The organism is Larkinella arboricola (assembly GCF_003259745.1).
GTDB lineage: Bacteria > Bacteroidota > Bacteroidia > Cytophagales > Spirosomataceae > Larkinella > Larkinella arboricola.
The window spans coordinates 163,643-176,500 of the sequence record NZ_QLMC01000008.1 but is presented as its reverse complement, the minus strand read 5'-3'; the positions used below and the strand labels follow the sequence as shown (position 1 = coordinate 176,500).

At 53.0% G+C, this 12,858-nt stretch carries 16 protein-coding genes; all 16 read left to right on the top strand.

The window, feature by feature from the left end; all coding sequences use genetic code 11:
- Window positions 1–3 precede the first annotated feature (3 nt).
- Entirely contained in the window at window positions 4–525 is a 522-nt protein-coding gene (locus LX87_RS25810; protein WP_146624558.1) for a hypothetical protein, read from the top strand.
- The gene (locus tag LX87_RS25805) at window positions 518–2,086 is read left to right on the top strand and encodes a hypothetical protein (RefSeq protein WP_111631191.1); all 1,569 of its coding nucleotides are present in this window, start codon (window positions 518–520) and stop codon (window positions 2,084–2,086) included. The genes LX87_RS25810 and LX87_RS25805 overlap by 8 nt, the downstream gene beginning before the upstream one ends.
- A 306-nt stretch (window positions 2,087–2,392) precedes the next feature.
- Window positions 2,393–2,704 (top strand): hypothetical protein, encoded by a 312-nt coding sequence (locus LX87_RS25800; RefSeq protein WP_111631190.1) that lies wholly within the window; start codon window positions 2,393–2,395, stop codon window positions 2,702–2,704.
- Between the two features lie 2 nt (window positions 2,705–2,706).
- The gene (locus LX87_RS25795) at window positions 2,707–4,029 is read left to right on the top strand and encodes a phage portal family protein (RefSeq protein ID WP_111631189.1); all 1,323 of its coding nucleotides are present in this window, start codon (window positions 2,707–2,709) and stop codon (window positions 4,027–4,029) included.
- The gene (locus LX87_RS25790) at window positions 4,019–5,017 is read left to right on the top strand and encodes a DUF6712 family protein (RefSeq protein ID WP_111631188.1); all 999 of its coding nucleotides are present in this window, start codon (window positions 4,019–4,021) and stop codon (window positions 5,015–5,017) included. Before LX87_RS25795 ends, LX87_RS25790 begins: the two co-directional genes overlap by 11 nt.
- Window positions 5,014–5,244 (top strand): hypothetical protein, encoded by a 231-nt coding sequence (locus LX87_RS25785; protein ID WP_111631187.1) that lies wholly within the window; start codon window positions 5,014–5,016, stop codon window positions 5,242–5,244. The genes LX87_RS25790 and LX87_RS25785 overlap by 4 nt, the downstream gene beginning before the upstream one ends.
- Window positions 5,241–6,047, top strand: coding sequence for a hypothetical protein (locus LX87_RS25780; protein WP_111631186.1), 807 nt, complete (start codon window positions 5,241–5,243; stop codon window positions 6,045–6,047). The genes LX87_RS25785 and LX87_RS25780 overlap by 4 nt, the downstream gene beginning before the upstream one ends.
- Window positions 5,966–6,649, top strand: a complete 684-nt coding sequence (locus LX87_RS25775) for a hypothetical protein (protein ID WP_146624557.1) — start codon at window positions 5,966–5,968, stop codon at window positions 6,647–6,649. Before LX87_RS25780 ends, LX87_RS25775 begins: the two co-directional genes overlap by 82 nt.
- Before the next feature lie 180 nt (window positions 6,650–6,829).
- The gene (locus tag LX87_RS25770) at window positions 6,830–7,156 is read left to right on the top strand and encodes a hypothetical protein (protein ID WP_146624556.1); all 327 of its coding nucleotides are present in this window, start codon (window positions 6,830–6,832) and stop codon (window positions 7,154–7,156) included.
- Window positions 7,143–7,493: a hypothetical protein gene (locus tag LX87_RS28655; protein ID WP_146624555.1), complete on the top strand. Its 351-nt coding sequence runs from the start codon at window positions 7,143–7,145 to the stop codon at window positions 7,491–7,493. The genes LX87_RS25770 and LX87_RS28655 overlap by 14 nt, the downstream gene beginning before the upstream one ends.
- The gene (locus LX87_RS25765) at window positions 7,387–7,776 is read left to right on the top strand and encodes a hypothetical protein (RefSeq protein ID WP_111631183.1); all 390 of its coding nucleotides are present in this window, start codon (window positions 7,387–7,389) and stop codon (window positions 7,774–7,776) included. Before LX87_RS28655 ends, LX87_RS25765 begins: the two co-directional genes overlap by 107 nt.
- The gene (locus LX87_RS25760) at window positions 7,773–8,648 is read left to right on the top strand and encodes a hypothetical protein (RefSeq protein WP_111631182.1); all 876 of its coding nucleotides are present in this window, start codon (window positions 7,773–7,775) and stop codon (window positions 8,646–8,648) included. Before LX87_RS25765 ends, LX87_RS25760 begins: the two co-directional genes overlap by 4 nt.
- Before the next feature lie 128 nt (window positions 8,649–8,776).
- A complete protein-coding gene (locus LX87_RS25755) occupies window positions 8,777–9,241 on the top strand; it encodes a hypothetical protein (RefSeq protein ID WP_111631181.1) in 465 nt (154 codons plus the stop codon).
- Window positions 9,238–11,298: a DUF5977 domain-containing protein gene (locus tag LX87_RS25750; protein WP_111631180.1), complete on the top strand. Its 2,061-nt coding sequence runs from the start codon at window positions 9,238–9,240 to the stop codon at window positions 11,296–11,298. Before LX87_RS25755 ends, LX87_RS25750 begins: the two co-directional genes overlap by 4 nt.
- Window positions 11,298–11,834, top strand: coding sequence for a hypothetical protein (locus LX87_RS25745; protein ID WP_111631179.1), 537 nt, complete (start codon window positions 11,298–11,300; stop codon window positions 11,832–11,834). The genes LX87_RS25750 and LX87_RS25745 overlap by 1 nt, the downstream gene beginning before the upstream one ends.
- A gap of 473 nt (window positions 11,835–12,307) precedes the next feature.
- Window positions 12,308–12,751, top strand: a complete 444-nt coding sequence (locus LX87_RS25740; RefSeq protein WP_111631178.1) for a M15 family metallopeptidase — start codon at window positions 12,308–12,310, stop codon at window positions 12,749–12,751.
- Window positions 12,752–12,858 lie beyond the last annotated feature (107 nt).

Genomic DNA, 12,858 nt, shown 5'->3' with positions numbered 1-12,858 from the left:
GAAATGGCAAAAACAACCGCCCTTCAGCGGATGAAAAAGGCGCTGAAGATTGACGAAAACAAGCTGGATAAATATCTGGCGTACTACCACGAAAACGCGAAGCTGTCGGCCGATGATCAGCTGATGCTGGAGAAGTACCGCAAGGCCTGGAGCTTTTTAAGCCTGGGCCATACCTACGATATGACGCTGGCAATGCTGATGAAGGATTATAAAATCCAGGAACGCCAGGCGCGGTATATCATCGCCGAAGCCAGCTATCTGTATGGATCGATCCAAACGATCGACAAACAGGCGAAGAAAATGGCCAGCGCCAACTATTTCCGCCTTCTATCGAACATCGCCAGGGCAAACGGCGATATCGAAGCGGCCAGCCGCGCCTGGGAACGCGCCGATAAGCTGGAAGGACTGCACGAAGCCGATCAGGTGGGCTTGAATCCGGATGATTTCTTACGGGCCGCCAAGTTCGTCTTTACCGACAACATCAACGTTCTGATCAACCAGCAAAAACGCGCCGACGATGAATAAAGCACCTACCACGCGCCAGATCTACGCCAACGCGAAACAGCTGAAGTTTTTTCGCTCCAGGGCGAAGCGGAAAACCTTCCAGGGCGGCCGGGGATCGGGCAAAACGACCACCCTGGGCAACGTAGTCGGAATGATGTTTGAACACCTACCCAGGGCAAAAGTGGTGCTGGCGGGTCTGACCTATGTACAGCTGGATCTGATCGTACTTCCGGAAGTGAAAAACGCCCTGTCGAGAATGGGGTATCTGGAGTACAACAAGGTCACGCCCCACGGCGTGTATGTCATCGGGCAACAGCCGCCCGATCACTGGTACAAACCCTACTCCAGCCCTGGGAAAAAAGGCTGGCAGTACTGCATCTGTTTCATCAACGGCTTCACGCTCCAGCTGGTGAGCCAGGACCGGCCCGATTCCCAGCGGGGTATTAACTCCGATGGGATCCTGGTGGATGAATCGGCCACGATGAAGCACGAATTTATCAAAACGGTACTACTGCCCGCCATGCGGGCGAACCGACACGCCAGCTTTGCCAAATCCCATTTGCATTTATCGTTTTACGATTTTTCGTCGGCCGCCTGGAGCCAGGAAGGAATGTGGATTTACGAAACGGAAGAACAGTGGAAAGCCGACCTGGAAAAACGCGCCCTGATGAGCGACCAGGAAAAAGAGCTTATACCGCCAGAAACTCTTTTTTTGGAATCCACTTTCCAGGACAACGCCGATGTACTGCCGCCGAACTACCTGAAAACCCTGGAAGATTCCCTGGATCCGCTGACGCTGGATGTGGAAGTATACAACAAGCGAACCGGCCGCCGACCAGACGGTTTTTATTTCGCTTTTTCAACGCTGAAGCATTGCTATTACGAAAGCTATCGGTACGAATACGACGATAAAACCAAGCTTCATTTACACCAGTCGAACGACTACCGGGAAAACAAACTGCTGGAATTAAGCCTGGATTTTAACGCGGCCATTTGCTGGATGGTCATTTGCCAGGAAATCGGCCCGGAATTCCGGATCATAAACAGCGAGTTTCGGAAGCCCACGATTGAAATCGATAAGAACCTGCTGGTTCAGCTGGCCGAAGCCTTCGATCAGAAGTACGAAAAGCACCCAGGGAAAGAGGTGGCCGTCTGGGGCGATCCTTCGGGGAAGTCCAAATCGGCCGCTAGTAGCCAGGAGAATCGGCCCTTCTTTGATCAGTTCTGTGATGTGCTGATTAAGAAGGGCTGGAAGGTACGCCGGGAGTATCAGCGGTTCACCTATCCCAGCCACAAGGATAAATACATCCTGATTAACCACCTGATGGAAGAAGCGTCAGATCGTACCCCACGCCTACGATTCAATCAGAACTATAACAAGCCGCTGTTGATAGCGTTACAGATGGCTCCGGTAACGGGCGACTTCAAGAAGGACAAGAGCAGTGAGCAGAGTAGCCGGAACCGCGAGTACGCCACCGATGGCACCGATGCACTCGACTACATCGTATGGGGCAAGTACCGTAAGCTGATGCCCAACAGCCGCGCAGGCCAGCAAAACCAGCTATACATCTACCGGGGCTGATAGGCCATCGCTCTTAGAAATTCAGGGAAGATTCTTGCAGATCCAGCCCGATCCCGGCCGGGGTTTAGGGAGTTATATTCCGTTTTTTGGGGGCCGCCGTGGCGGTCGGCGGTAAAGGGCGGTGTCAGCTATAGAGATAGAAAGGCCGGTTTTTTGGGCGCGGGGCGGTCTAACTGATTTACCATCAGGAAGATCGCCCTTTTTTAGACTGCAAAACGTCCGTTTTTGACCAGCATTCGCCCTGAAAAAGTGTCCTATTACGGGCGAAATCCCTGGATTAACCTTGCATCGACTTAGAAAAAGCCGATGCAAGACCGAACGATTACACTGAAAACCGTACTGCACGAAATCCAGGAGCCGGGCAAAACCTTCAGCCTGAAATTCCGGAAGCTGGACGGATCCACCAGCTACAAAGCCCAGGTAAAGAAAAACCCCACGAAAGCGAAGCTTCCGGCCGGATCCGAAGGCGGCAACCGGAAGGATCTTCAGGGGATTCGGCGAAACATGAATTTCGCCGGGGCGCTGCTGCTGTGGGACTGTGAACAGAAGCACACGTTTGAAGTGAAGATCGAATTAATGGAGTACTACAACGGCTACCGAATTTTTCACAACTACTAACCATGTCAACATTTCGGAAGCTGGGCGCGGGCGTATACGCCTTATCGTTTGGAAGCAAAAAAGAAGCGGCCCTGGTGACGTTTGGCGAAGCGGATGTTTCCGCCCACGTCGCGGGCGCGGGCTATAAATCCCGATCGGAGTACGTTCCCTGGGGGGCGAAGGATGATCAGCTGGTGAAAATGCACAAGCTGGCCAGTGATTCGCCGAATAAATGGCGGCTGATCAAAACGCGTCGGGATTTTACCGTGGGCCTGGGCGTGTATACCCACGCCGGAAAGGAAATCAAAGGCCAGCCCACCAGGTACGAACCCGTTATTTTTCCCGAATTCCAGGCCTGGAAAGACCTGGTGAACTGGGATCTGGAATTCGTATCGATGGCGCTTCAGTACGGCTTCAGCGCAAACGCGTTTGTGGTGCTGACGCTGGACACCAGCAAGAAGCTGGCGGACGTGGAAGTACTGGACGCTTTTAAATGCCGGGTCAGAAAGCTAAAGGCGGGCGAACTGAAGAAATCCGCCTTCCTGGTGAATCCCAACTTCGGAACGAAGGCTTACAAAGCCAGCGATACAAAGGTTTATCCGGCTTTTGATCCGAAGGATCCGACCAAATACCCGGTTTCGATTCTCCAGCTGATGGATCTGATGCCCGGCCAGGATTATTACAGTTTTCCGGAATGGTGGTCCACCGAAGCCTGGGCAAAGGTGGCCAACAAGATCCCGAAGTTTCACGATTCGGGGCTGGATAACGGCTATAATCTGAAGTACCATATTTCGGTGCCGGACGATTATTTCGATAAAGAAGGCTTAACCCAGGACGAGAAGGATAAGCTGATGGAAGAAACCCTTCAGAAAATGGGCGAAAGTCTAGAAGGGACCGACAACGCCGAAAAAACCCTGTTTACGTTCCACCAGCGCGGACTAAGTGGCCAGCCGGTGGGCGGGGTAATTATTACGCCACTCAAAAATCCGATGTCGGATGATGCCTATGTGGGCTTATTCAACACGGCCAACGTGGCCCAGGCCAGCGGCCACGGTGTTCTTCCGGCCCTGGCGGGAATCGATACGGGCGGCAAGCTGGGCGGATCCGGGAAGGAACTGGAAGCGGCCGCCAATTACCAGCAAGGCTTTTTAACGTACGTGGATCGGCTGATTTTGCTTCAGGTGCTTCGGATCGCCAAGCGGATCAACGGCTGGCCGGAAGAAATGGATTTTGATATCCGCAATATTTCGCTGTATACCTACGATGTAACGCCCAGCGGAAGCGGGCAAAACCCGAATTCGGGTAAAAAATCCACCGACGAAAACGACGAAGAAGATGCTGTTTAACGATACGAAAACGGTCGGCGACGAAGGCGGCCTGAAAGAATACCTGGGCGGGATCCACAAAACGATGGAGTGGAAAACCTGGAAGCCCTTCGTGGCCGGAGCGGAACTCACCTATCTAATCCCAGCCATCGGCCAGGAATTGTACGATCTGCTGGCCGGATCGGAAAATCTGAACCCGCTTCAGCTGGAGCTAAAGCACAAGCTGAAAATGGCGCTGGCCTGGTATACGTACCTGGATGCCATGCCTTCGCTGATCACGGTTACGGGCGAAGGCGGTATGGTCATGAATTCCGTGCCGAATACCCAGGCCATGCCCAAATGGCTCTACGTGGCCACGACGAAAAGCCACCAGGATAAGGCCGAACGCTACCTGGAAGCGGCCCTGGCCTGGCTGGAGCAAAACGCCGATGGCTTTGAAACCTGGAAGGGGTCGGAAGCCTACACGATCCAGAAAAGCCAGCTGATCAGTTCGGCCAGTGAAGCCACCAAATACTTTCCGCCGATTCAGAAAAGCCGCCGGTTGTACCTGTCGATCCGGGAGTATTTCAACCTGGCCGAAGAAGAATACATCCGGCCGGTGCTGGGCGCGGCTTTGTACGATGCCCTGAAGGCGAAGCTGGCGGGGGCTGAACTGCCTACGTACGCGGAAATTGAAGTGCTAAACCTGGCGCGGAAAGCGGTGGTTCACTACGGCTTCAGCCTGAAAATTCCGTACCTGAACCTGAACACGGATTTACGGCTGGTATCGGAAACCGATGGGATCGTAAACGAAAACGCCCTAACCGGCGAACGCCTGAACCAGATCCGTAGCGATGCCCTGGCAAAAGGAGAGCAGAAAGCCGCCGAATTGCGGAACTACCTGAACGCGAACGCTTCGGCGACTCAGCTGGCGCTGTATTTCAATTCGCCGTTGTATGTCGCGCCAGCGGCCGGGGGCTACGTTCGGCGGCCGAAGAATGATCCTAAAAACCCCTATTTCGTCTTATGAGCTTTAAAACGTTATTTCTGATCGGGGCGCTGGAAGTGGCGTTCCTGCTGGCCCTGGTGCTGAAGGTGGCCGGGATCCTGAAACTTTCCTGGATCTGGGTGTTATCGCCCGTTTGGCTTCCGATCGCTGGGATCCTGCTGGCGGTGGTTCTGCTGGTGGTCTACCTGGCCGCTGTGGCCCTGATTAGCTTTTGTATTCACTGTTTAAAACCACGTTCAAACCAATGAAACCCCAAGTAACCAGCGGCCCGATCGTGGCCAGCGAAACACAAAAAACCACGGTAACGACCGGCCGTATCGATGCCGCTCCTACGGATGCCCTTCAGGAGAAGAAAGCCCTGGCCCAGCAAGCCATTATGGAAGCGGAAGCCGAGCTTCAGCGGATCCACGAAGAAGAACAGGCCGAAGCCCAGGCCGCTCGCGCCCAGATGTTGGCGGTACGCGAAGGCCATTTGATCGATGCCGAAGGAATTCGCCAACTAGCCCGCCACGAAACCGATGAAGAAGAAAAAAAGAAGCTTCTTAGAATCGCCCGCCAGTCCGAAGAAGAAGCGTATCGAATCGGCGCGGCCCTAGGCCTGGATCAGAAACAGCTGGCCGAAGGACTGGCCGAGCAAAAGCCGAAACAGCCCTTCCTGAAGCGGCCGGTGGTGGCCATGCTTCAGGTGGCCGGGATTCTGCTGGCGATTAGCTTCTGTTACAACCGCTTCAATCAGTTCCACAAGTCGATTCTGAAGCTGAACGAAAGCCTTCCGATGGAACAGCACCTTCAGCCGTACGATCTGACCAGTATTCAGAAGTTCTTTTTTGAAAAGCTGGTGGTGTTTACGGATCTGCCGGTGGCGCTTCTGATTCTGTTTATGATCGTGCCGTTCGTGGGTTTTTATGTCCTACCATTCGTGAAGTCGAAGAAGGACTTTTACACGGAGTTTTACGAAGATCTAACACCGTGGCAACGATCCTTAATCACTACCGCTTTTTGTTTGGGCTTACTGTTTTATCTGGCCTTATCGCATTCAGTCAAACCGTAATCGCGCAAACTTCTAAAAAGGCGGCCGCTTCGGGGCTGGCAAAGAAGGCCAGTGAGAAGCGGCCGCCTGTATTTCCAACCTTTCAAAGTGAAGCCCAGCTTCGCCAGGCCGTATACGATTCGGCGGCTACTTTCGTCGGCAAAACCGAAAAGACGAATCAAAATGATGGGGCGTGGATCGCGGCCATTAACCGCTTTAACCACCTGCCCAAAAACGCCCACTATTGCGCGTCGGCCTTTTATTACGTTCACGCCATCAACGGTGTAAAACTGCCGGTGGTCGGGGTCGGAATGGTGCGTTCCTACTTCAGCCAGGCGAAGAATATCATCTACAAGCGGAACGGGCGGGGAAACCAGCGGATCGGCAAAAAGCCGGGGCGGATGGATGCCGTATCGATTTTCGCCAGCCACGTCGAAGGAATCGCCCAGGATCGGTATGATCCCGATGAAGATGATCGGGTTAAGTGCATCGGCTTCAACACAACCGGGGGCAAAGGCACAAAGGGCGGCTGTTACATCAACTACCGCCGAACCGCCGAAATCAAAATGATCGCCAACTGGATCACGCCGTACTTCACCAGCTTACAATCCACTTCAATATGATCGACTTTTTGCATGATCTGGCCGATCTGCTGTACGTGACGGCCCAGATCAGCCTGGCGCTGGGCTTTCTGTTTGTAATCGCCGTGGCGGCCGTTCTGTGGGCGCTGATCCGGGGCGGATCATCCGATGGCCCGGCTTCCCAATCTTTTCCAATCAGTTCACCTTTTAATCAACCAACCAATGCAAAAGCTTTTAGTCCTACTTCAAAAAATGCCCTTCCTGAAGGGTACGATTGGCGAACTTCTATTCCGATTCATCGCGCCATCCAGCCCGTTCTTCCAGCCGCTAATCAAGGCCGGTGCGGTGCTGGCTGTGCTGGCGGGGGCGCTGGTGTTTGTCAAAGATCAGGGAATTCCGGCCCTGGGCTGGTCGGTTCCCGCCTGGCTTCAGCTGGCGATCGAAATCCTGGGCCTGGTATCGGGAACAATCGCGGTAATGGCCAGCCTGACGCTGGACGAAGAAGCCGTGGCGGATCTAAACGAGAAGAAAGCGAATGATCTGGTTTAACGACCTGATCCAGCTACTTCGCCAGAATGGCCGCCTGATCGGGGCGGCCATTCTGGTCCTGGTGATCGGCGGGGCCGTGGGCTACCTGGCCAGCCAGCGCCAGCTTCAGGCCTGCCAGGCTGAACGGGTGGAACTGCTGAAGGCCGCCACGGCCGCCGAAGCGTTTCGCCAGGCCACGATCTACGGCCAAAAGCTGAAGGAAAAAGATCTTCTACTTCAAGAAAAAGAGAATGAAAACCTGGAACTACGCAAGAAAGCGGCTCTGGATTCTGCTGATCGTTTGTCCCTTATCGAATCTATGCGGGCAGTCAACGGGCGGTATAACGGCAGAAACTGATTCGGCCATTCGCGCCGAATTCCTGGCCAATGCAAAGAAGATTCACGCCGATCTGATTCGGGGCGATTTTGCCCAGCACCAGGCCGAAAAAGCCCAGGCCGATCTTCAGGACTGCAAAGAAGTTTTAACCGCCAGAACGGCCGAAAACGACCAGCTGAAGGACGAAGTGAAGCAATCCCAGCAAACCGCCACGGCCGAAGCCGATCGGCGCAAGAAATACCAGCGCGAAGCCTGGGGCTGGCGCGGCCTAGCCGCCCTAGCCGTATACCTTTTGATCAAATGAAAACGATTCAAATCGATACCAAAACCTTTCAGATGCCCCAAAGCTGGGAAGAATGTACGCCCGAACAGATTCAGGCGCTTCTTCCGCTTCAGCTTCTACAGCCCAGCGACCGGAAAGATGGCGCTTCGGCGGTCATGAAAGACGCGGCCGCCGAAGCGGTGCTGAAGTATTCGGCCGCTAAAGTGCTTTTAGGAGCGCCTTCAACATTGCTGGAGCAATTGACTACGGAACAAAAATGGCGGTTGATGCGGCTGGCGCGGTGGGTGTTTACCACGAAGATCCAGGCGAAGCCCTTCGAGAAATTCACCTTCCAGGGCGTGGATTACTGGCTTCCGGAATCGGGCTTTTCCAATACCAGCGCCATCGAAATCGCAATGGCCAATATTAATTATCTGGCTTATGTCCGGAACGATCTTCCATCCATTCGGGCGGTGTTTCAGTTGGTGGCCACCCTATGCCGCCCGGCCAGGAAAGATGCCCAGGCCTGGCGGAAATCGACCGATTTCAACGGTGATATCCGCCAGGCTTATAACACGATTCACGCCGACGAGAGGGCGAAGCTTTTCCAGGCTCAAAATCTGCCGGTGGGTGTGGTGATGGCCGTGCTTCAGTACTTTGAGTATACGAACAATCGGTTTTTAGAAAACTACAAACTGGCCTACGATCCGGCCGAAGTCGATGAACCACCACTGTATCAGAACGGCGAAGGCCTGATCACGACGTTTATGGATATCGCCAAGCTGGGCGTTTTCGGCGACTTCGATCAGGTATGTAAGCAGAACGGCCACACGGTATGGCTGTTTCTGCGGGATAATAACCTGAAGATCCGGCGAGCAAACGAAAGGGCAGAACAGGCGGCCGAAACCGACTAAAGTAACGCATATAGAACGATAGATAACCTGGATAGTTAGGAAAGCCAGCGGGATCTTCCGGCTGGCTTTTTTGTGTCCTATACGTTGCGCCGTGTCGGTGGGATCTTCGGTGAAAAAACCACGTTCGTATGATCATCGGCGATTTAAAATCGTATATCAACTACTTCAAGGCCTGGGCGGATGCCAGTCCGGAAGTAAAGTTCTTCTGTTTCGGATCGGTGGAAAAAGGAATCGAGTTCGCCCGAAGCCTTCCCGATTTTGATTATCCGTTTGCCTGGCTGGAACAGCCCATTCTTCAGCCCTGGGATAACGGCGCGGGCCATTTGTGCCTTCGCTACAATACCGGCTTTACGATCCTGCAAAAAGCCCCACAAGATGAGAATGAAAAGCAGATCGACGCGTACGCCGAAAGTCTAGCCCTGCTTACGGATCTGATGGGTAAGCTGATGAAAGACAATAACAAAGGGCTGATTCACTTCGACCTGAATTCGCTGAAGATTGAATCGGTGAATCAGCTGTGGATCGATAGCCATTACGGCTTTCGGATGGAAGTACAGCTGGATCTTAACATCAATTCCCGCTTATTCAAATGATTCACCCACTGGCCACCCTGGATTACTTATCGGCGAAGCTGTCGATGAATCCCATCGTAATGAACATCGAAGCGGCTGATCCGGATCTTTATCCGAATCGCTTCGATCTGCGTTATTACTGCCAGGTAATGATTCCTGAATCGTACCTGTCCGGAACCTTTAAACAACTCGTTCGCCTGGAAGCGGCCGAACAGCCGCCCGTACCGGCCGGATCCGGCCTTTTGTACCAGGGCGCTTTCTTCGAGATCCAGAACCAGCTGGATCCACTCTTGGAGCGAACAGCGCCCGAATTCGAGCAAAGCCGGATATCGGTGGCCGATCGCCTGGTGATGCCGTATTACTGCATTCTATCGATCGAAAACGATGGCGTGGAAATCTATTCGGAAACTACGCCGGTTCAGTACGTGGTGAAGGCGGGTATATCGGAAGTCGATTATTCGGAGTACAAAGACCAGTTTTTCAGTGAGTTTGTGGGGAAGGATCGGCGGTTTCTGACCTGGGCAAGTAATCCGAAAACGATTCATCCGGATCATCCCGAATTCCTGTACTTTCTGACCAACTTCAGCCCAGCGCCCCAAACCCTTCGGCTGTATTACCAGGTGATGTACCGGGACTACACCACCGAAGAAGCCCTGGCTTCCAAGCTGGATAATATCTTTCCCTTTACGACCTACTGCGTACCAGTCGGGCCGAAAGCCCTGGGCCTGGATCGGAAGGAAAAGGAATTTTTGTCGTATTCGGTCTGGCTGACGAACGAAAACGATGGGCGGATCAGTGAAGTTCGTTACTACCGGATGGATCAGGATTACCACCGTAACCTTCGGCACGTTGTTTTTGCCAATAGCCTGGGCGGCTTCGATACGCTGTGTTTAACCGGCCAGGCGGAAGAATCGGTTTCGTTTAGTCGAACAATCAGCGAGCGGTACAACGGCTGGGAATTCCTTCCTTCCTACAGTGAACGGGTGATCCATTCGGCTACGGGCGTACGTCAGCTGGTGGTGAATACGGGCTGGCTTTCGCCCGAAGCCCTGCGGTACCTGGAAGATCTGCAACTATCCAAAGAACTGTATTTCGTGACGGATCGGGCGCTTCTGCCGCTTCTGCCGCTGGATGATAAACTAACGGGCCGCATTGATGATGAAGAAATGATCGGCCGCCAGCTGGTATTCCAGTACAGCAACGCCCAGCATAATTATTCCGAATTGCCCGCCGTTTCGGGCCTGTTTCAGCGGGCGACCGGCTGGCGGCCCAAAGCCACGGCCTGTCTGCTGGATAGCTACGGAAAACGGTCGGGAATGCTTCAGGTAACGGTACTGGAGAAGTATTACCTGGACGATGATAAAAAGGTGGTGGGCGTACCGCTGAAGGCCAACGTTCCGGGAACGGAAGGCTACATTCCGCCGATCCTGTCGGATCTGTGCAGTGTAACGCCGTACGTGAACACGCTGATCAGCAAAGCGGGCAGTTACAACAAAACCGGCTGTGTTTCGCCGTTAACGGGCGGCCCGGCCACGATCACGATTCCGGCCGGAACGTATGGATCCGAAGTCAGCCTGGCGGATGCTCAGGCTAAGGCAGAAGCGGCCTGGAACCGGCTGAATACTCAGGCCTACGCCGATCAGTTTGGAACGTGCGTTCTGGAGCCGGAAAAATATACCTGGGACGTTCCGGCGAATCACTGGCACTACCGGGCGGCCAATCCGAAAGCCGTGGCGGTTCAGGGCTTAATCGTGGGCGATACGAATGGCAGTCAGCAAATCGGAAACGCCTGGATGGTGCAACAAGGCCCAGCCCGGCCGTATAAATTCCCGATGAATTCCAATGATCTGGATTTCCCGACTACGTACGCGATCTGGGACCGCTGGCGGATGCTGGTGTACGGCCCGGCGAATACGCTTCGGCGGATCCAGATTTACGTGGATGGTGTTCTGGCGCTGAATTACACGGTCAGAATGAACGGCGATGGTTACGAACAGCTATTCCTGACCGAGCATAACGGCCAAAGCTTCAGTTTAGCCAGCGGCAATAAACTCTACATTGTAAACGATCCGGCCTAATGGAACTTAGCGAGATTTACGACGATCTGGCGGATCTGGTGGAAGAAATCGCCAAAGATGCCATTGAAAATTTTCAGGATCATATTCAGGCGTACGGGCTGGTATTAACCGATGGGCTGAAGCGGGATTTTCAGTACCATATCCTACGAACGGCGACCACCCTGGCGGCCGAAATTGACTTTCGGGGCTACGGACGGTTTAAGGATATGGCGCTAATCCGGTACGGGGCGCATAATGCGCCGGTTGACGCGATGGAATTCTTCGTGGAAAAGATCGGGCTGGATCGCTTCGCCTACATTCACGGCTACAAAGGCCACCAAGTACCCACGGTCAACAACGCCGTCAAGCGCCTGGCCTGGGCGCTGGCCATCGGTCGGCGGAAGGTTCCATCGATCAAACGGGGCTACCGGGGAACCTGGTACAATTCCGGAAAGATGGAAATGATCAAGAACGCCCAGAAACAGCTTTCGTGGCGTTATTCGGAATTGATCGCGCCGTATCTGGCCCGCAAATGGGAAGAAGATCGCCAGGGCTAAAAAAGATCATTTAATGCGGTTGATGTAAGTTCTGAACGCTATTATTTGTCATCTAATAAATAATAGCGTTCAAGTAGATAAGTTGTTAGTTGTCAGTCGTTATGTGTGGTGATTGAACTCCATATTTAATCCTTTTCACCATGAAAAACATGAAGGTAATTTCCGGCTTAATTGTAGGAGTAGTCACTTTGGGACTTCTATCTAGTTGTAGTTCAAAAATTAACTCTGTACCTCCTACGCCTGCCACTTTTAGCAGTTTGTTGAAAACTCATCCACCAGTTTCAGTAACGTACGATGTTAATGCTCCTAGTTTTTTTGCAAAAATGGGGTCAACAAATCAGAAAACCGTACGTGTTCATTTTGTTGTGCCAGCCACAAAAGCGAACAATTAATAACAATAGTAGACTGCTTTTGTGTCCTATGAGGTGTTTGGTTTGGTCCGGATCTTCGGCTTAAACCAAACATTTTTATTTATGGCTTCCCGTAGAATTGACGATCTGGATCCGGTGCTGGCGTACGCTTTTGGCAAAGCAGAAGCCGAATGGCGGATCAAATTTCCGGAATTGTCCCAGCCGTTCCTTACCTGTACGTACCGATCGAAGGAAGAACAAACCGCCCTGTACAATCAGCCCTTTGATAAGAAGGACAATGATGGGGATGGCAAAGTGGATGAAGCGGATGAGAAGGTGACGAACGCGAAAGCGGGTCAATCCGCCCACAACTACCAGCCCAGACTGGCCTTCGATGTGGCCTTCAAAAAGAAGAATGGGCAAGCCGATTGGAATACGGAGTTATTCACGCTGTTTTCCAAACTGGTACTTCAAACAGCCGGAATTACCTGGGGCGGCCATTTTAAGAGCCTGAAGGACGCGCCACATTTTGAGCGAACCGGCTGGGAAAAGCTGGTGAAGAAGTGAAATAAAACCCCCGCTCATTTTTGGGCGGGGGTTTCTTTATTATTGTCTAACCACTCTTTTACGGCTTGCCTAACCAACTCACCGATTGAGATCTTCTCATTTTCGTT

Bases quoted from the DNA above. Each gene is read 5' to 3' on its own strand.
- LX87_RS25810 (WP_146624558.1), top strand. From the start codon at position 4: ATGGCAAAAACAACCGCCCTTCAGCGGATGAAAAAGGCGCTGAAGATT.
- LX87_RS25805 (WP_111631191.1), top strand. From the start codon at position 518: ATGAATAAAGCACCTACCACGCGCCAGATCTACGCCAACGCGAAACAG.
- LX87_RS25800 (WP_111631190.1), top strand. From the start codon at position 2,393: ATGCAAGACCGAACGATTACACTGAAAACCGTACTGCACGAAATCCAG.
- LX87_RS25795 (WP_111631189.1), top strand. From the start codon at position 2,707: ATGTCAACATTTCGGAAGCTGGGCGCGGGCGTATACGCCTTATCGTTT.
- LX87_RS25790 (WP_111631188.1), top strand. From the start codon at position 4,019: ATGCTGTTTAACGATACGAAAACGGTCGGCGACGAAGGCGGCCTGAAA.
- LX87_RS25785 (WP_111631187.1), top strand. From the start codon at position 5,014: ATGAGCTTTAAAACGTTATTTCTGATCGGGGCGCTGGAAGTGGCGTTC.
- LX87_RS25780 (WP_111631186.1), top strand. From the start codon at position 5,241: ATGAAACCCCAAGTAACCAGCGGCCCGATCGTGGCCAGCGAAACACAA.
- LX87_RS25770 (WP_146624556.1), top strand. From the start codon at position 6,830: ATGCAAAAGCTTTTAGTCCTACTTCAAAAAATGCCCTTCCTGAAGGGT.
- LX87_RS28655 (WP_146624555.1), top strand. From the start codon at position 7,143: ATGATCTGGTTTAACGACCTGATCCAGCTACTTCGCCAGAATGGCCGC.
- LX87_RS25765 (WP_111631183.1), top strand. From the start codon at position 7,387: ATGAAAACCTGGAACTACGCAAGAAAGCGGCTCTGGATTCTGCTGATC.
- LX87_RS25760 (WP_111631182.1), top strand. From the start codon at position 7,773: ATGAAAACGATTCAAATCGATACCAAAACCTTTCAGATGCCCCAAAGC.
- LX87_RS25755 (WP_111631181.1), top strand. From the start codon at position 8,777: ATGATCATCGGCGATTTAAAATCGTATATCAACTACTTCAAGGCCTGG.
- LX87_RS25750 (WP_111631180.1), top strand. From the start codon at position 9,238: ATGATTCACCCACTGGCCACCCTGGATTACTTATCGGCGAAGCTGTCG.
- LX87_RS25745 (WP_111631179.1), top strand. From the start codon at position 11,298: ATGGAACTTAGCGAGATTTACGACGATCTGGCGGATCTGGTGGAAGAA.
- LX87_RS25740 (WP_111631178.1), top strand. From the start codon at position 12,308: ATGGCTTCCCGTAGAATTGACGATCTGGATCCGGTGCTGGCGTACGCT.